This window comes from Streptomyces narbonensis (assembly GCF_014649015.1).
GTDB classification, from domain to species: Bacteria; Actinomycetota; Actinomycetes; order Streptomycetales; family Streptomycetaceae; genus Streptomyces; species Streptomyces narbonensis.
Genome location: NZ_BMSF01000021.1, coordinates 42254 through 60946, shown reverse-complemented (window position 1 = coordinate 60946; position 18693 = coordinate 42254). Strand labels below are relative to the sequence as shown.

Annotated in this window: 11 protein-coding genes; 6 read left to right on the top strand and 5 right to left on the bottom strand. The window is 72.1% G+C overall.

Going from position 1 to position 18693, the window contains the following annotated elements; genetic code table 11:
* Positions 1–75: 75 nt before the first annotated feature.
* From IE124_RS30005 to IE124_RS29990, 4 genes are all read right to left on the bottom strand, one after another.
* Positions 76–915: an aldo/keto reductase gene (locus IE124_RS30005; RefSeq protein WP_189512382.1), complete on the bottom strand. Its 840-nt coding sequence runs from the start codon at positions 913–915 to the stop codon at positions 76–78.
* Positions 916–991: 76 nt separating this feature from the next.
* On the bottom strand, positions 992–1438 hold the full coding sequence (locus tag IE124_RS30000) for a GlcG/HbpS family heme-binding protein (RefSeq protein WP_229833009.1): 447 nt from the start codon (positions 1436–1438) through the stop codon (positions 992–994).
* A gap of 62 nt (positions 1439–1500) precedes the next feature.
* Positions 1501–2718, bottom strand: a complete 1218-nt coding sequence (locus IE124_RS29995) for an MFS transporter (protein WP_189512380.1) — start codon at positions 2716–2718, stop codon at positions 1501–1503.
* Between the two features lie 522 nt (positions 2719–3240).
* Positions 3241–3462 carry a hypothetical protein gene (locus IE124_RS29990; protein ID WP_189512378.1) on the bottom strand — a complete coding sequence of 74 codons (222 nt, stop codon included), beginning with the start codon at positions 3460–3462 and terminating at the stop codon, positions 3241–3243.
* A gap of 251 nt (positions 3463–3713) precedes the next feature.
* On the opposite strand from IE124_RS29990, the gene IE124_RS29985 reads away from it, so the two are divergent.
* On the top strand, positions 3714–4808 hold the full coding sequence (locus IE124_RS29985) for a carboxylate-amine ligase (RefSeq protein WP_189512377.1): 1095 nt from the start codon (positions 3714–3716) through the stop codon (positions 4806–4808).
* A gap of 188 nt (positions 4809–4996) precedes the next feature.
* Here IE124_RS29985 and IE124_RS29980 read toward each other — a convergent pair whose 3' ends face one another.
* Complete coding sequence (locus tag IE124_RS29980; protein ID WP_189512375.1) at positions 4997–6583, bottom strand: (2,3-dihydroxybenzoyl)adenylate synthase; 1587 nt, start codon at positions 6581–6583, stop codon at positions 4997–4999.
* A 360-nt stretch (positions 6584–6943) separates the two neighbouring features.
* Between IE124_RS29980 and IE124_RS29975 the strand changes: the two genes are divergently transcribed.
* The 5 genes from IE124_RS29975 to IE124_RS29955 all read left to right on the top strand — a co-directional run bounded on the left by IE124_RS29975 (position 6944) and on the right by IE124_RS29955 (position 18691).
* Positions 6944–7690 (top strand): thioesterase II family protein, encoded by a 747-nt coding sequence (locus IE124_RS29975; protein ID WP_189512372.1) that lies wholly within the window; start codon positions 6944–6946, stop codon positions 7688–7690.
* Between the two features lie 7 nt (positions 7691–7697).
* Positions 7698–8732: an isocitrate/isopropylmalate dehydrogenase family protein gene (locus tag IE124_RS29970; RefSeq protein ID WP_189512370.1), complete on the top strand. Its 1035-nt coding sequence runs from the start codon at positions 7698–7700 to the stop codon at positions 8730–8732.
* Between the two features lie 66 nt (positions 8733–8798).
* Positions 8799–10175, top strand: a complete 1377-nt coding sequence (locus IE124_RS29965; protein WP_189512368.1) for an FAD-dependent oxidoreductase — start codon at positions 8799–8801, stop codon at positions 10173–10175.
* Entirely contained in the window at positions 10166–10534 is a 369-nt protein-coding gene (locus tag IE124_RS29960) for an antibiotic biosynthesis monooxygenase family protein (RefSeq protein ID WP_189512366.1), read from the top strand. Before IE124_RS29965 ends, IE124_RS29960 begins: the two co-directional genes overlap by 10 nt.
* Before the next feature lie 366 nt (positions 10535–10900).
* Complete coding sequence (locus IE124_RS29955; protein ID WP_268246764.1) at positions 10901–18691, top strand: non-ribosomal peptide synthetase; 7791 nt, start codon at positions 10901–10903, stop codon at positions 18689–18691.
* Positions 18692–18693 lie beyond the last annotated feature (2 nt).

Genomic DNA, 18693 nt, shown 5'->3' with positions numbered 1-18693 from the left:
AGTGCCTTTGTGGGGGTGGGGGTGGGAGTGAGGGTGAGCGGGTGTGTGGGGTGGGACGGGCTGCGCGGGTGCGGGTCAGTTGAGTTCGTCGGGGTGCGGGCCGGTGCGCAGGTCGCGGTCGAGCGCGGCCACCGCGCCCATCTCCTCGTCCGTGAGGGCGAAGTCGAAGACGTCGAGGTTCTCGCGGATCCGGGTCGGGGTCACCGACTTGGGGATGACGATGTTGCCCAGCTGGAGGTGCCAGCGCAGGACGACCTGGGCGGGGGACTTGCCGTGACGGGCGGCCAGGTCACCGATGACCCGGTCGTCGAGGACCGCGCCCTGGGCGAGCGGGCTCCAGGCCTCGGTGGCGATGCCGTGCTCGGCGTGGAACGCGCGCAGCTCGGCCTGCTGCAGTCCGGGGTGCAGCTCGACCTGGTTGACGGCGGGGACCAGCTTCGCGCCGTCCGTCAGCCGCGCGAGGTGGCCGGGCTGGAAGTTGGAGACGCCGGCCGCTCGGATCCGGCCCTCCTCGGCCAGGCGCTCCAGGGCGCGCCAGGAGTCGCGGTAGAGGTCGCGGGCGGGGGTCGGCCAGTGGATCAGGTAGAGGTCGACGTAGTCGAGGCCGAGCTTGGCGAGGCCGGCGTCGAAGGCGCGCAGGGTGGCGTCGTACCCCTGGTCGGCGTTCCACAGCTTCGTGGTGACGAACAGCTCCTCGCGGGGCAGCCCGGAGGCGGCGAGCGCGCGGCCGACGCCGGTCTCGTTGCCGTAGATCGCGGCGGTGTCGATGCTGCGGTAGCCGGTCTCGAGCGCGGTGGTGACGGCTGCGGCGGTCTCGTCGTCGGGGACCTGGAAGACGCCGAAGCCGAGCTGGGGGATCTCGACGCCGTTGTTGAGCTTGACGGTGGGGACGGCGGGGGTGGTGGAGGGGGCCATGGTGTGCGGGTCTTCCTTCACTTCGTGCGGGGGTGAGGGTGCGGGGCGCGGGTGGCGGGGGTGGTGCGGGTCGTCGTCATCGGGAGAGCTCGGCGAGCGCGGTGGAGGCGAAGCCGTGGTCCTGCTCGGGGGCGCCGCCGCCGACTCCGATCGCACCGATCAGCCGGCCGTCGCGGTGGACGGGGATGCCGCCGGCGATGAACAGCAGCGGTCGGTCGAGCGCGGTGGGCAGGGAGTGGAACGGCCCGTCGGGCTTGACGAGGTCGACCAGGTCGGCGGTCGGAGCGTTCAGCTGGAGCGCGGTGTAGGCCTTGCGGGTGCTGGTCTCGCCGGAGATCAGGACCGACCGGTCGTCACGACGGAAGGCGAGCAGGTGCCCGCCGGCATCCAGGACGGTGACGCTGACGGCGACCCCGGCCGCCTCGGCGGCGCGACGGGCGGAGGTGATCAGTACCTCGGCGTCGGCGGTCGTCAGCGGGGCGACGGCGGTGGCGGGGGCGGTGGTCGTGATGGTGGTGCTCAAGGTGCTTCTCCTGGGACCGAGGGGGGAGTGGGGGAAGGGAGGGGAGCGGGGAGCGGGGGAGGTCAGTGATGTACGGGGATACGGGCGGCGGAGTCGGCGCCGGCGGCGGTCTCGGCCGGCGATGCCGACGCGGCGGGGGCTCGGCGCTCCAGGGCGGCGGACCAGAAGGCGAGGCCGAGGGCCGCGGCGGCGAGGACGGCGCCGACCCAGTTCGGGGAGGTGTAACCGAAGCCGGAGGCGATGACGAGGCCGCCGAGCCAGGCGGCGAGGGCGTTGCCGAGGTTGAAGGCGCCGATGTTGACGGCTGAGGCCAGCGTCGGAGCGCCGTGGGCCTGGTCGAGGACCCGCTTCTGCAGTGGCGGCACGGTGGCGAAGCCGAGCGCCCCGACGAGCAGGATGGCGATCGCGGCGAGGACCTTCTGGTGGGCGAAGACGGTGAACAGCGCGAGGACGGTCGCGAGCCCGCCGAGGGTGACGTACAGCAGGGGCATCAGGGCGCGGTCGGCGTACCGGCCGCCGATCAGGTTGCCGAGGAACATGCCGACGCCGAAGAGGACGAGCAGCCAGGTCACGGCGCCCTCGGAGTATCCGGCGACCTCGGTCATCATCGGTGCGATGTAGGTGATCGCGGCGAAGACGCCACCGAAGCCGAGCACGGTCATCGCCATCGCGAGCAGCACCTGCGGGTTCCGGAAGGCGGTCAGCTCCCGGCGCAGTCGGGCGCCCGCGGGGCGCGGCGTGGCGGGAACGAGCCTGGCGATGCCGAAGAGCCCGACGACGCCGAGCGCGGCGACGATCGCGAAGGTGGTGCGCCAGCCGACGGCCTGCCCGATGAAGGTGCCCAGCGGCACACCGACGATGTTGGCGACGGTGAGCCCCGTGAACATGGTCGCGATGGCCCCGGCCTTCTTGTCCGGGGCGACCAGCTCGGCCGCGACGACGGACCCGATGCCGAAGAACGAGCCGTGGGCGAGCGAGGCGACGACGCGGCCGGTCAGCATCAGCCCGAAGCTCGGGGCGACGGCGGAGAGGACGTTGCCGAGCACGAACAGGCCCATGAGCAGCATGAGCATCCGCTTGCGGCTGACCTTGTTGCCGAGCACGGTGAGCAGGGGCGCGCCGAGGACGACGCCGAGCGCGTATCCGGTGACGAGGAGACCGGCGGTCGGGATGGTGACGCCGTAGTCGGCGGCGATCTCGGGCAGCAGCCCCATGATCACGAATTCGGTGGTGCCGATTCCGAAGGCACCGACGGCCAGTGCGAGGAGTGCGAGAGGCATGGCTCGACCTTCTACGATTGCTTGAGTGAGCTCCTTAGGTGCTTCGACAATAATTGCAGGCGCGCTATAAAAGCAAGCGCGGGTAGAGGGTGTCGGCAGTGTGATCGCCTCGTCGAAGGAGTTCGTGTGCAGCGATCGCGTACCCCCAGGACCGCCGGACGGGGTGCTCCTGGCGGTCCCATCCCGGGCTTTCGGTTCCGGCGTGCCGAGGCCCGGCACCGGGTGGTTCGGATGGATGGACCGGTGGTGCGTATGGATCGTGGGTCCGGTTCTTCCGGTGGTGTGGCCCCCGCGTGTCGTGACTGCGGGGGCCTCTTCGCACGGGCCGTGGTGGCCGGTCTTCCCTCGCGTCAATCGCGCCAGGCGCCGGCGGCCGCGGCCTCCTTCACGAACAGGGTGAAGGGGCGGGAAGGAAATGCGCCGCGACAAGCCGGGCCGGCAGGCAGTCCTGGACCGGCTGCTCGACCTTCGGATCCCGCGCTCGGCGCAGTGATCGGCATCGCCCTCGGCTTCCGCCGGCTGCTACCACTCGGGGTGCACGTCGTGGCTGTCGTAGCGTGATCCTGTCTCGGTGATCCAGGGGCGGAAGCGGCCGGGCCCGGAGTCTTCGTGGGCGTAGGTCACCGGCTCCTCGGTGTCGTCGGTGACGACGACGGCTCCGGCCTTCTGCGCGCAGCGCAGGGCGTGTGTCCAGTGCCGACCGTGATGGCCGGTGCGGTAGTCGGGGGTCTTGCACTGAGTCATCGGTTTCTCACCGCCGTGCCGCGTCGCCTCCTGCCCGCACTGAGGGAGCAGGTGTCTGGTTCATGTCGAACATGGCTAAATACCCGATTTGTGAAATCTTGAACATCCGATCGCCGCCGCCCGCGGTTCGTCAGCCGGCGGGCCCGATCCGACGGCCATGGTCCGTTCGGCCTCATCGTGATCGACATGCTCGACGCCTCCGCACGCGGTCTCGCGGGGGTGATCAAGGAGCGACGGGGTAGCCGCGTGACGTGATCACCGTGGGAGTGGAAGAGGAGTATCTGCTGGTGGATCCGGCCACGGGCGTGCCGAAGCCGCTCGTGGAGGACGTGAGCCGCACGGCCGGTCTTGGTGCGTTCGCCCAGCGGGACGAAGTGCAGGACGAGTTGCTGCAGGCCCAGATCGAGGTGGCCACTCCCGTGTGCCGGAGCCTTGCGGAGGTCGGCGGCCATCTGCTGCGCCTGCGACACGCCCTCGCGTCGGCCGCCGAGGCGAACGGCTGTCGGATCGCGGCCACGGGCGCGGCCCCGTTGCGCGGGGTGCTGCCGGTACCGGTGACCCCGTCGCCCCGCTATCTGCGGATGGAGGCCGAGGCGGGAAAGCTGGTCGACGAGCAGCTGATCTGTGGCATGCACGTCCACGTGGGCGTTCCCGATCCGGATACAGGTGTGGCCGTACTGAACAGGATCCGGCCGTGGCTCCCGACGCTCTTGGCCATGTCGGCCAACTCGCCCGTGTGGGACGGGCGGGACACCGGGTTCGCGAGCTGGCGCACCATCGTGTTCGGACGGTGGCCCGTGAGCGGGCCGCCGCCGCACTTCGACGGGTACCCCGACTACGAACGGCGCTTGGCGGCACTGGCGGCATCAGGCGTGATCGCCGACAAGGCACAGGCCTACTGGCAGGCACGGCTGTCCGACCGGTACCCCACCGTCGAGGTGCGGTGCCTGGACGTCCAGCTCCGGGCCGACGACGCGGTCATGCTCGCAGGCGTCGTACGCGCCCTGGTCGTCACCGCGATCGCCGAGGAGAAGGCCGGCATGGCGCTGACCCCGTGCGAGCCCGAGATCCTGCACGCCGCCAACTGGCACGCGGCCCGGCACGGCCTGAACGGCACCCTGGTCGGTCGGGACGGACTTCCGCTCAGCAGCGGCGACGCGTTGTGCTCGCTGTTCCGCCACATCACTCCCGCGTTGGAGGAGTCCGGTGACCTCCGCGAGGTGAACGCACTCGTCCACAGACTGCTCCGGGAGGGCACTCCCGCCGATCGTCAGCGCCGAGCCCTGGCCGACGGCGGGCTTTCGGGGTTGATCGGCCTGATCACCGGTACCACCGTGTCCGACTGATGTCCGGCCGCCGACCTGCATCGATGGGGCTATGCCCTGGCCTGCGCGGATGAGTCTTTCCGCCCCCGCCCGTTCTCCTCTCGGTAGTGACGCTCCGTGGCGCTGGGTGGGGCGTTGGGCGGGTGCCCTGGCGGGTGCCGAGGCAGGCGCGGAACGGACGCGGAACCCGTCCCGCGCCTCGGGCATCGTCAGCGTTCCGACGTGGCGATCTGTGCGCGCAGTGCCTTCTTGTCGACCTTCCCCATCGGTGTGCGAGGAAGCTGTGGCATCGTGATCAGCCGGTCGGGGATCTTGTACGCGGCCAGGCCGCGGCCCCTGAGGAATTCCTTCATGGCGGACGGGCGGACGTCCGCCTCATTGAGGATGACGAACGCGTACGTCCGCTCGCCGAGCACGGTGTCCGCCACGCCGATCACGGCCGCGTCCTGGACGGCGGGGTGGGTGCGCAACTGCCGCTCCACCTCCTCGGCGGAGACCTTCTCGCCGGCCCGGTTGATGACGTCCTTGTTCCTGCCGACGATCACGATGTTGCCGTCCGGCCTGCGCCGGACGAGGTCGCCGGTGCGGAAGAAACCGTCAGGCGTGAACGAGCGGGCGTTCTCCTCGGGCGCCTGGTAGTACCCGCGGATGGTGTACGGGCCCCGCGCCTGCATCTCGCCCGCCTCCCCGTCGGGCACGGGGTTCCCCGACTCGTCGACGATCCGGACCTCGTCACCCGGCGACATGGGGCGGCCGTCCGTGTTCACGGCCGCCTCCTCCGGGTCGTCGAACCGGGTGTGGGTCAGCAGCCCCTCGCTGATGCCGTACCACCGCTGGATGCGGCAGCCCAGCACCTGGGCCGCGCGGCGCGCCAGCGCCGGGTCGAGCGGGGCGCTGCCCACCTGGATCAGCAGGCGGGACAGTTCGCCGGGCGGTCGTCCGGAATCGGCCCACAGCCGCAACACGGAGGGGACGACCGTGGTCACGGTGACCCCCTCGCGGCGGATCAGCGAGAAGACGTCGTCGGGCCGCACGCTCGACGTGAGGACCGCCTTCCCGCCCAGCAGGAGACTGCCGAACACGCCCGGACAGGCGAGGGCCGCCTGGTGCGCGACCGGGTTGACGGCGAGGTACACCACCTCCGGGCCCACCTGCATCGCCTCCGCGCAGGCCCGCATGACGTACGCGTAGTCGTCGTGGGCCCGGGGAATCAGCTTCGGCAGTCCGGTGGTGCCCCCGGAGAGCAGGAACAGCGCGGGGTCGGACGCGTCCACCTGGGGCAGCGCGACGTCCTGGGCGTCCAGCGACTCCAGCGACGTGAACTCCTGGGCGTCGCCGCTGACGATCACGTGCGGGACCGACGGGATCTCCCGGGCGATGGTGCGGAAGTCGAACCCGCCGAACTCGTCCTTCACCACATAGGCGACAGCCCCGGAGTGGGCGCACAGATGCGCGATCTCGCCTCTGCGGTGACCGGGCAGCGCCAGCACCGGGATCGCTCCGGCCCGCAGCAGCGCGAAGACCAGGACGACGAACTCCGGGATGTTGGGGAGGTGCACCACCACCCGGTCCAGGGGCTTGATGCCCAGCCCGATCAGGCCGCCCGCCAACCGGTCCGCCCGCCGGGACAGCTCCGCGTAGGTCATCCGGCGTTCGCCGCACACCACGGCCACCTTCTCGGCGTTCCGTTCGCACGACTCGTGCAACAGGTCACCGATCGGCCGACCGAGCCAGACCCCTGTTCGGCGCAGGTCCGCCGCGAACTGTTCGGGCCAGGGCACAAAACCGTCAAGCATGATCGCGTTCCCTTTCAACGGTGGGTCGAGACGGGGATCGAGGAGCGCGGCGGTCCGGGTGGAGCCGCGGGTGCCCTCGGTCTGTGCCGGCCGCGAGCCTGAGGCAACGAGGGCGGAGGGCGGGTGCCTTCCTGCGGTGGCGGGCGGTGTCCGGTGCGGTGGTGCGCGACGTCCGCGTGCGACCTGAGCCCGATGCCGTACGGCGGCGTGCCCGTGGCCCTTGTCGTCTCTTGGCATCGTCAGCGTCGCGGTCCATCGCGCCCCGATCTCTTGCCGACATCTGTCGAGGGACCCGCGAATCCACCACGAGCGGAAAACATGGTGCGGTCGGAACGACAGTCGACCAGAAAGGCGGAGAGGATGAGCCGGATACGGGAACGCGGCTGGGTGCGGTCGATGACCGCCGGTGGCCCTCTCGGCGTACGCGTGGTGTGCTTCCCGCACTCGGGGGGCTCGGGGATCGCCTTCGGAGAGTGGTCCGCCGCGGTGCCGCCAGGTGTGTCGCTGATGGCCGTCCAGTACCCCGGCCGGGGCGACCGCTTCGGAGAGCCGCCCGTGGACGACGTGGCCGCGATGGCAGGCTGCGCGGCGGCGGAGCTGCTGCGGTTGCCTCCGGGCGACCACATACTGTTCGGGCACAGCCTGGGCGCGCTGGTCGCCTACGAGACCGCCCTGCTGCTGCGGGATGCCGGCGAGGAACCCCTGGCGCTCTGTGTGTCGGCCGCCATGCCGCCCGGACGGATGACCAACAGAGGCGTCCACCTGGAGCCCGACGACGAGTTCTGGGCGACACTGTGCGCGCTGGGCGGCATCGAACCCGCGGTCGCCGAGAACGCCGAGCTGCGCGACCTCCTGCTGCCCGTCATCCGCTCGGACCTGCGGGCCCACGCGACCTATCGGCCCCGTCCCGGCACCCGTCCGCTGTCCTGTCCTGTGCGCTGCTACCACGGCGCGGGCGACCCGTTGGTGGAGCAGGCCCAGTTGGCGGAGTGGGCGAGCGTCACCTCCGGCGGCTTCACGCAGACCGTGCGGCCGGGCGGGCACTTCCACGTGACGACCGACGTCGCGGAGCTCGTCGCGGACGTGCTGAGCCAGGGCGGGAAGTGAGGCGGCGTTGACCACCATCGCCGTGATTCCCGGTGACGGCATCGGTCCCGAGGTGATCGAGCCTGCGTTGGACGTCCTCGACGCCCTCCGCCTCGGAGTGAAGACGGACGTTCTGGATCACGTCAACGCGGAGACCTACCTGCGCACCGGAACGGCGCTGACCGGAGCCGACCTCGACCGGATCCGGTCCAGCGAGGTGGCGCTCCTGGGCGCGGTCGGGGATCCCCGGCTCAGCGACACCGCGTACGTGCGCACCGTCCTCACCACCTTGCGTCTCGAACTCGACCTCTACGTCAACTACCGGCCCGCCAGACTCTGGCACGACAGGCTCAGTCCGCTGCGCGACCCGGCCCGCCGGGCGATCGACTGCGTGATCGTCAGGGAGAACACCGAGGGGCTCTACAGCGGCATCGGTGGCGGTACGCGCGCGGGGACCCCCCAGGAGATCGCCATCGACGTGGACCTCAGCACCCGCCAAGGCGTTTCACGAGTACTGGACTTCGCCTTCTCGGTGGCGCGCAGGTCGGTGTGCCTCGTCGACAAGGCCAATGCCGTCCGCAACGGCGGACAGCTGTGGCAGCGGTGCTGGAGCGAGGCGGTCGCACGGCACCCGCGCGTCGAGACGTCGCACCTCTACGTGGACACCGCCGCCCTGCGGCTGGCCACCGATCCCACCGCCTTCGACGTCATCGTCACCAACAACTCCTACGGCGACATCCTGAGCGACCTCACGGCCGCGCTCGCCGGCGGACTCGGCGTGGCGGCGTCGGCGAATCTCAACCCCGTGACCGGACAGGCGCTCTTCGAGCCCGTGCACGGCAGCGCCCCGGACATCGCGGGCACCGGCATCGCCAACCCGTTCGGCGCGATCCTCTCCGTGGCCCTGCTGGTCGAGCACCTGGGCCGGACCGAGGCGGCGGACGCGGTCCGGCGGGCGGTCGCCGCGACCGTGGCCGCCGACCACGTCACCCCCGACCTCGGAGGATCCCTGAGCACGAAGGAGGTGGGCGCCGCGGTCCTGACGGAACTGCGGCGACCCTAGCGAGGTGAGGACGCGGACACGGCCGCGGAACTGCGGGCGAAGCAACGGACCAGGGGTGGGGACGGGATGAATCGGAACGGAACGGACCGCACGGACGGGTACGCGGAGACCGTCATCGTGGGGGCCGGTCTGGTGGGCGCGGTCACGGCTCTCTACCTCGCGCCCCGCTTCGGGCCGGTCACCCTGCTGGAGAAGCGGGCGGACCTCAGGCGGGAGCCCGGTGGACAACGCCGGTCACTCGTCGTGATGCTGTCGTCGCGCGGGTGGCGCGCCCTGTCGGACCTGGGCCTCGCGGACGCCGTGCGCCGGATATGCGTCCCCCTGCACGGACGCAGCGGGCACCTGCCCGACGGCCGGACACGGGTGACCCCCTACAGCCGGGACGGACAGCCCATCTGGGCGGTGGAGCGCCGGCGGCTGCACCACATCCTGCTGGACGCCGCCGAGGCGACCCCGGGTGTGCGCGTCCGCTTCGGCCGGCGCGTGCGCTCGGTGGACCTGGACGAACCCGCGGTGGTGGTGGAGGACGGGCACGTCTCGCACCGGCTGACGTGCCGCCGGGTCCTCGGCTGCGACGGCGCGCACTCCGCGGCCCGGGCCGCCCTGGAGGCGCGCGGCACCCGGGCCGAGGTGCGCAGGCTGGACCTGGCCTACCAGGAGATCGACGTACCGGCCGGCCGTCTGGACCCGACCATCACGCACTACTGGCCCTCCGGGAACGCGATGTTCGCGGCGCATCCCCTGCCGTCGGGGAAGCTCTCGGGCTCCTTGTTCATGCGCCGCGACGGCCCCGCCCCGTCCTACGCGGCGGCCCGCAGCGGCCAAGACTTGTATGAGATGTTCGCCGCCCTCTTCCCCGAACTGATCAGGATCATCCCCGACATCGCGGAACAGCTCGCCGACAAGGCCGTCTCGACCCTCACGACCGTCCGCTGCGACCGATGGGTCTGGCGCGACACCTTCGCGCTGCTCGGTGACTCCAGTCACGCGATGGCGCCCTTCATGGGGCACGGCATGAACTGCGGCTTCGAGGACGCCCGGGTCCTCGTCGACTGCCTCGACGCCTCCGCGGACTGGGAGGCGGGCCTGGCCGCCTACGAGAAGTCGCGGACCGAGGACGCCGACGCGATCTCCGAGCTCTCCTACCGGCACTACTTCACCATGGCCAACCCACGTCGCGAGGGGACCGCCGAGGAGGTGCTACGCGGGCGGCTGACGGCTCTTTTCCCGGACCGGTTCGTTCCGCTGTACGAGCGGTGCGCCTTCACCGAGGAGAGCTATGCCTCCATACTGCGCGACGACCAGCGTCTGGACCGGCTCGTGGCGGATCTGCTGGCCCGGCACGGCGCCGAGCTGGTCTCGGCCCCCGACGACCGGCTGCGCGCCTGCACCCCTCTCCCCACCCCGACCACAGCCACCTCGGAGGACCCCGCATGTTCGTGATCCTGTTCAAGTCGCGCCTGTCCGAGCACGCCGGCGAGGACTACGCCGCCACCGAGGAGCGGATGCAGGAGCGGGTTCGCGCCATCGCCGGCTCCGACCCGGTGGAGGTCAAGAACTACACCGGGGAGGATGGTGAGCGTCTCACCGTCCTGATGTGGCGGGACAAGGAGACGTTGGACAAGTGGCGTTGCGACCCCGAGCACCAGGTGGCGCAGCGACAGGCCAGGAAGCACTGGTACTCCGCCTACGAGCTGACCGTCGCCGAGGTGATCCGGACCAGCGCGCACGACAACGGGAGCCCGACCGCGGCGGCCGAGGAGCCGCGTCAGTGCGGTGATCCGGGCGGCCGGGAGGCGTGACGAGCCTGCTCACCCGCCGCTGCGTCACCTTCCGGCGCACCAGGACCTGGAAGGCATTCCCGGGCCCGAGCGGGAGGCGTCACCGGACCGGATCGAGGACGTCCTCGACCGGCCGCTCGACGCCGCTCCCGGTCCGGGTCTCCACGCGCGGGACCCGCGATCGAAGGATGTCCTCCGAGGGCGGTAGAGCAGGTCGGACGGACGTCGGGCCGCGCGGACTGGCGGAGTTGTTTCGGTGTTGGCCAGTTCCTTGTCGATCTCTGACCAAAATCTTTCATCCCGGTTGTTGAACCGCACGGGCCGCGACAAACATCGACACGGCGAGGGGTCAATGACCGGGAAACCACGTTTGCTGGGGGCATCTGGATGGGCTGTACCGGCGTCACGTCAGCGCAGGAAGCCATGTGGCTCGCGCAGGAATTCACTCCCGACGTACCGAACAATGTGGCGACTCTCTGGGACATCGACGGTGACCTGGACACCGCCCTGCTCGCCACGGCCCTGCGGGCGGCGGTGGTGGAAGCCGACGCGCTGGCGGTGAACTTCCGCCACGACGGCGGGCTGCGGACGGTCGCCCGGGACCTCGGGGCGTGGGAGCCGTTCCGCCTCGACGTCGGCGACGCCGCCGACCCCGCCGACGCGGCCCGCGCTGTCGTCGGCGAGCTCGTACGCCGTCCCTTCGACCTGACCGAGGACGCGCTGCTGCGGATCGGCTCGATCCGGCTGGGACCCGACCGTCACCTGCTCGTGCTCGTCTTCCACCACATCCTCACCGACGCGTTCGGCGTTCTCACCCTGCTGTCCGGGCGGATCGCCGAGATCTACCGTGCGCTGCGCGTCGGCTCCGCGGTGCCCGACGGCGCCCCGAACCCGCCCGGGGTCGCGGCGGCGAAGGACGCCGTCTACCGGGCGTCGGAGCGGTCCGCCGACGCCGAGCGGTTCTGGCGCGACTACCTTGCCGACGACCTGCCCGCCGCCCGTCTGCCGGTCGGCGTCCGTCCGGGCACCGACGCCCCCATGGACCTGCCGGGGTACTGGGACGACCTCACCGCCACGCAGGGGATGGTCACCCGCACCGCGTCGGTTCCGGCCGTCGAACGCGCCGCCTGGGAAGACGCCGCCGCCGCGGCCGGGACCTCGGTCCCCGACCTGATCGCTTCGGCCGCCACCGCGTTTCTGGGGCACATGTGCGGCCTGTCCGAACCGCTGCTGACCATCACCGTCAATCACCGCGTCGGCGCGCTGCGCCGCTCCCTCGGCCTGCTCTCCAACCGGGTGCCGCTGCGCACGCGGGTGGACCCCGGGGCCGACTTCGTGGAACTGGCCGAGGAGCTCGGGCGCGAGCGGCGTCGTGTCCTGCGGCACGCCCGGCATGACATATCCCTGATCAAACGGGCCACCGGCCACGCCGGCGACGTGCGCAGCCCGTTCGGCGCGGTCGTCAACGTGCTCCCCTCCGTCGAAGCACTCGACCTGGCGGGAGCCTCGGCCCACTTCGCCGGTGGCACCTTCGGCGTGATCGACGAGGTGATGGTCTGCGTCTACACCGACGGAAGGGCCGACAGCGACCTGTACGTCCGGTTCGACGCGCCGCGGGCCGAGTACGACGACCAGGACATCGCCGGACTCGCCGAGCGGTTCGTGACCTTCCTGCGTACGGCCCTGGCCGACCCGCACGCCCCGGTCGGGACGGTCTCCGCGCTGCATCCAGCGGAACGACGCGCCCTGCTCACGGAGTACGCCGGACGCACGGTGACCCCGCAGCCGACGACCCTGACCGAACTGCTGGACCGACAGGCCCGCGCCACCCCGGACGCCGTCGCGGTGACCTTCGAGGACACCCGGGTGACGTATCGGGAACTGGCCGAGTGGTCCGGCCGACTGGCCCGCCTGCTGACCGAGCGCGGCGCCGGGCCCGAGCGGTTCGTCGCGGTCGCGGTGCCCCGTTCGCTGGAACTGGTCGTCGCGCTGGTCGCGGTCCTCAGGGCAGGCGCCGCCTACGTTCCCGTCGATCCGGACTACCCGGCCGCGCGGGTCGAGTTCATGCTCGCCGACGCCGCGCCCGCGCTGCTGCTGACGGTCAAGGACACCGCGGACCGGCTGCCCCGGACGGATGTCCCCGTGGTCATGGTCGACGACGCTCCGCTCACCGAAGGGCCCGTCACGTCCGCCCCGCACCGCGTCGACCACCCCGCGTACATGATCTACACGTCGGGATCGACCGGTCGGCCCAAGGGCGCCGTCGTCACGCACGCCGCGATCGTCAACCGGCTCCTCTGGATGCAGGATCGCTTCCGTCTCGATGGCGCCGACCGGGTCCTGCAGAAGACGTCCGCCTCGTTCGACGTGTCCGTCTGGGAGTTCTTCTGGCCGCTGATCACCGGCGCCACCCTGGTGGTCGCCCGACCGGACGGGCACCGCGATCCGGACTACCTCGCCGAGGTGATCCGGCGGGCCGGCGTCACGACGGCGCATTTCGTCCCGTCGATGCTGGCCGAATTCGTCAGCGAGGAGAGAGCTGCCGCCTGCACCGGTCTGCGCCGCGTCGTGTGCAGCGGAGAGGCGCTGCCGGCCGAGCTGGCCGCACGGTTCCACCGGACCTTCGGCGTGCCACTGCACAACCTGTACGGGCCGACCGAGGCGGCCGTGGACGTCACCGCGTGGCAGTACCGGCCCGGGGCGCGGACCGTACCGATCGGCACCCCGATCTGGAACACCGCGCTCTATGTCCTCGACAGCCGGCTGCGTCCGCTGCCGCCCGGCGTTTTCGGTGACCTCTATATCGAGGGCGCCGGCCTCGCCCGTGGCTACCACGACCGCCGGGCCCTGACCGCGGAGCGTTTCGTGGCCTGCCCGTTCGGGGAACCGGGGCGGCGTATGTACCGGACCGGCGACCTGGCGCGCTGGAACGCCGACGGCGAACTGGAGTTCGCCGGCCGAGCCGACCACCAGGTGAAGATCCGCGGCTTCCGGGTAGAGCCCCAGGAGATCGAGGACACGCTGACCGTCCACCCCGGAGTGCTCCGGGCGGCCGTCGTCGCCCGGCGCGGCCGAGGCGCCGACGGAGCCGCCCAGCTCGTCGCCTACGTCGTCCCGGCCACCTCCGGCAGCGGCGGCAGCGCCACCGACTGGGATCTGCACGCCGGTCTGGACATCGCCGAGCTGCGGGGCTTCGTCGCGGCCCGGCTGCCCGCCCACCTGGTGCCCGCCGCCTTCGTCGCGCTGGACCGCATGCCGCTGACCGCGAACGGGAAGCTGGACCGGGCGGGGCTGCCGGAGCCGGAGGTCACCCGCCGTGCCCACCGGCCGCCCAGGACCGGTGACGAGAGGCTCCTGGCCGCCGGTTTCGCCGAGGTCCTCGGCCTGAGCGACATCGGGATCGACGACGACTTCTTCACTCTGGGCGGCGACAGCATCCGGGCGATCCAACTGGTGGCCCGCGCCCGCGCCGGCGGTCTCGCGCTCAGCCCGCGCACCGTGTTCGAGTTCCGCACCGTCGCCGCGCTCGCGCAGGCCGCGACCCGCGACACCGCGCCGGTGGCCCTCGCCGAACTCGAGGGCGGGGGCGTCGGCGTGCTGCCGCTGCCCCCCATGGCCAGGCTGTACGCCGAACGGGGCCCAGGCCTGGACCGCCTCGCCCAGTGGCTGGTCCTCGAACTGCCCGCGGCCGTCGACCTCCCCGGCCTCACCGCGGCCCTGCGCGCCGTCCTCGACCGGCACGACGGCCTGCGCTCACGGCTGACGGACGAGGGCATGCTGGTGCAGCCACCCGGCACTCCGTCCGCCGGCGCACTCATCGACCGGGTCGACTGCCCGGGCGACTGGGACGGCGAGGCGTGGCAGACCCTGCTGCGCGCCGAGGCCGCGGAGGCCGTACGGCACATCGACGCCCGGGCCGGGCAGATGCTCCGGCTGGTCTGGTTCCAGGCGGCCGCGGGCGGCCCCGGGCGGCTGCTGGTCGTGGCCCACCACCTGGTCGTCGACGGCGTGTCCTGGCGGGTGCTGCTGCCCGACCTGGCCGAGGCCTGGCGCCAGGTCCAGGAAGGACGGACCCCCGCCCTGCCGCAGGTGGGTACCTCCCTGCGCCGATGGATGCACGCCCTGGCCGACGAGGCGTCCCGTCCCGGACGGGTGGCGGAGGTGTCGTCGTGGCGCGACCTGCTCGCCGCCCCCGTCGCACCCGTGGGCTCCCGGCCGCTCGACCCCGCGCGGGACATCACCTCCACCACGGAGACAGTCCGGGTGGAACTGCCGGCCGATCTCACGGACGCGATCCTGACCTCCGTCCCCACCGCCTTCCGCAGCGGTGCGGACGACGTCCTGCTCACCGCCCTCGTTCTCGCGCTGGCCCACGAACGGCGGGGGGTCACCGACGGCACGACGGTCGTACGGGTGGAGGGACACGGCAGGCAGGAGGAGCTGGTGCCGGGCGCGGACCTGTCCCGCACGGCCGGCTGGTTCACCACGGTCACCCCCGTACGCCTCGACGTCTCGGGAATCGACGTGGACGCCGCGATCACCGGAGGAGCCGCCGCGGGTGACGCGCTCAAGCGGGTGAAGGAGCAGCGCAGGGCCCTGCCCGACCAGGGCATCGGCTACACCCTGCTGCGCTACCTCAACGACGACACCGCGGCGCTGTTGAGCCCGTATGCGGTGGACGACATCGGATTCAACTTCCTGGGCCGCTTCTCCTTCGAACGCCCGGAGCCGACGTCCGGACACGACCCCGCCCGCGGCTCGGGATGGATCCCGGCGCCCGAATGCGCCGAGCTGGTTGCCGCACCGGCCGCGGACATGCCGACGCCCAGCGCGCTCGAACTGAACGCCCTGGTCACCGGCGTCGGCGACGACGCGCGCCTCACCGCCCTGTTCACCTTCGCCACCGGAGTGCTGACCGCCGACGAGGTCCGCGCCCTGTCCCGGACCTGGTGCGCCGCCCTGCGCGGCCTGCGGAGCCTGGTCGCGTCGGGCGGGCGGGGACTGACCCCGTCCGACGTTCCGCTGGTCACCGTCCGCCAGGAAGAACTGGACGGCTGGCAGAGGCAGTTCGGACGCGTCGGCGACGTATGGCCGCTCACGCCTTTGCAGGACGGGCTGCTGTACCACACGATGCTCGCGCAGAGCGCGTCCGAGGCGTACCAGACACAGTTCGTGTTCCGGCTCGAAGGCGTGGTGGACCCGGCGCGGCTGCGGGCCGCGGGCCAGGCCCTGCTCGACCGGCACCCGAACCTGCGGGTCGCGTTCCAGCCGAGCGCCACCGGTGAGCCCGTGCAGGTCGTCGTGGACGACGTCCCGCTGCCCTGGCGGCACCTCGACCTCACCGGCGACCCCGACGCCGCCACGCGGTTGGAGGAGATCCTTGCCGAGGAGCGGGACGTCCGCTTCCGCCCGGACAGCCCGCCGCTGCTGCGCCTGACCCTGGTCACGCTCGGCCCCCGGCACGCCGAACTGGCCCTCACCGCCCACCACGTGCTGCTCGACGGCTGGTCGGTGCCGCTCGTCGAGCGCGAGCTGATGGACCTCTACGCGGCCGACGGCGTCGACACCGCACCGGGCCGCACGCACGGCTACCGGGACTTCCTGAGCTGGCTGTCACGGCAGGACACGGCACGCTCCGCCCGCGCGTGGGCCGAGGAACTCGCCGGGGTGGCCGAGCCGACCCTGCTGGCGCCCACGACGCCCGGGGCCCGGCCGGCCGACGGGGGCAGCGGACAGATCGACGTACCGCTCACCGGCGAGGACGCCGCCAGGCTGACGCGCCGGGCCGCGGAGTGGGGCGTCACCGCCAATACCCTGGTGCAGGGCGCGTGGGCCATGGTGCTCGCGCAGCTCACCGGCCGCGACGAGGTGCTGTTCGGCGCCACGGTCGCGGGCCGGCCCTCCGGGCTGCCGGGCGCGGACACCACGATCGGCCTGTTCATCAACACCGTGCCCGTGCGGGTGCGATGTACGTCGGCCGACCCGGTCCCGGAGGTGCTCGGCCGCCTCCAGAACGCCCAGGCGGGACTGCTGGACCACCATCACCTGGGGCTCGCCGACATCCAGCGGGCCACCGGCCTGAACGCGCTGTTCGACACGCTGGTGGTGTTCGAGTCGTTCCCCGTCGACCGGTCCGGCCACTCGGCGGCGGGCGCGTCGGCACAACCGGTGGTGACCGGTATCCGTCCGTACGCCCCGCCGCACTATCCGCTGACCGTGATCGCGGCGGCCGACCCGCTGTTGCGGATCTCCTTCCAGTACCGCCGCAACGTCTTCGAGCGGACCGCCGTGGAGGCGCTCGCCGACCGGCTGGTTCGGGTGCTGCGGCAGTTCGCCGCCGGTTCGCGGACCACCGTCGGCGCGCTCGACGTGCTGTCCGACGCGGAGCGCGAACAGGTGCTGCACGGCTGGAACGACACCGCGGTCCCGGCCCCCCAGCGGACCGTCCCCGATCTGATCGCGGCGCGGGCGGCGGCGACGCCGGACACGGTCTGTGTCGAGTTCCGCGAACACCGGCTGACCTACCGGGAGCTGGACGAGCGGGCCGGCCGACTGGCGCACTGGCTGGCCGGGCAGGGCGTGGGCCCCGAGTCCCGGGTCGTGGTGCTGCTGCCCCGCTCGGCCGACCTGGTGGTGGCCCTGCTGGCCGTGTGGAAGGCCGGCGGCACGTATGTGCCGGTGGACCCGGAGTATCCGGCCTCCCGGGTACGGGCCGTGGTCGAGGACAGCGCACCGGTGCTGGTCCTCGACGAGGAGCGGCTGGCAGGGGTGGACCTGTCGGACCGGTCCCCTCACCCCGCCCACGGCCCGCGCGTCCCGGTGGGCGCCGACCACGCCGCCTACGTCATCTACACCTCCGGCTCCACGGGTACACCCAAGGGCGTGGTGATCCGGCACGGTGCCCTGGCGATCCTGCTGACCGGTATGCAGGATCGATTCACGTTGACTGCGGAGGACCGGCTGCTGGCCTGCGCCACCGTCGCGTTCGACATCGCCGCGCTGGAACTCTTCCTGCCCCTGCTCGCCGGCGGCCGGGTGGTACTGGCCGGCAAGGACGACATCATCCAGCCGACGGCACTCCTCGGCCTCGTCCAACGGTCCGGCGTCACCGTCATGCAGGCCACCCCCGCGCTCTGGCAGAGCCTGGTCACCCATGCCCCGGCCTGTCTGACCGGGCTGCGGGTGATCTCCACCGGCGAGGCCCTGCCCCTCGCGCTCGCCGAAACCCTGTGCCGGCACGCCGCCGAGGTCACCAACCTCTACGGCCCCACCGAGACCACCGTCTACGCCACCGCCGCCCGTCTGCTCCCCGGCCACTCCGGCCTGCCTCCCTCCGTCGGCGGCCCGGTCGCCGGCACCCGGATCCTCGTGCTGGACCACGCGCTGCGCCCGGTGCCGCCCGGCGCGACGGGTGACCTCTGGATCGCCGGCGAGGGCCTGGCCCGCGGCTACCACGGCAGGCCGGGCATGACCGCCGAGCGGTTCGTGGCCTGCCCGTTCGGGCCACCGGGCGCGCGGATGTACCGCAGCGGGGATCTCGCCCGCTGGACGGTCACGGGTGAGGTGGAGTACCTCGGCCGTTCCGACCACCAGATCAAACTGCGCGGCTTCCGGATCGAGCCCGCCGAGGTCGAGCACACCCTGACCCGCCACCCCGCGGTCCGCCGGGCCGTCGTCATCGCCCGCGAGGACCGGCCGGGCGACCACCGGCTGGTGGCGTACGTGGTCCCGGAGTCCGCCACCGAGCCACCCAGCACGGAACTCCTGCGGGAGGCGCTCGGAGAGCGATTGCCGGCCTACATGATCCCGGCCGCGTTCGTGGCGCTCACGGAACTGCCGCTGACGCCCAACGGCAAGCTCGACCGTTCCGCCCTGCCCTGCCCGGAGCTCGAAGGCGACGAGTACCGAGCTCCCGGCTCGCCCCGGGAGCGGACGCTGTGCGCGCTGTTCGCCGAGGTCCTGGGCGCCGAGCGGATCGGTCTCGACGACGACTTCTTCGTCCTGGGCGGCCATTCGCTGATGGCCACCCGGCTCGTGGCCCGGGTACGCGCCGAGATGGGCGTGGACATCCCGATGCACCTCCTGTTCACCGCCCCCACCGTTGCCGAACTGACCGCCCGCTGGGACGAGATGGCGGCCTCCACTCGCAAGCCGCTGCGGAGAATGACCGAAAGGTAGGA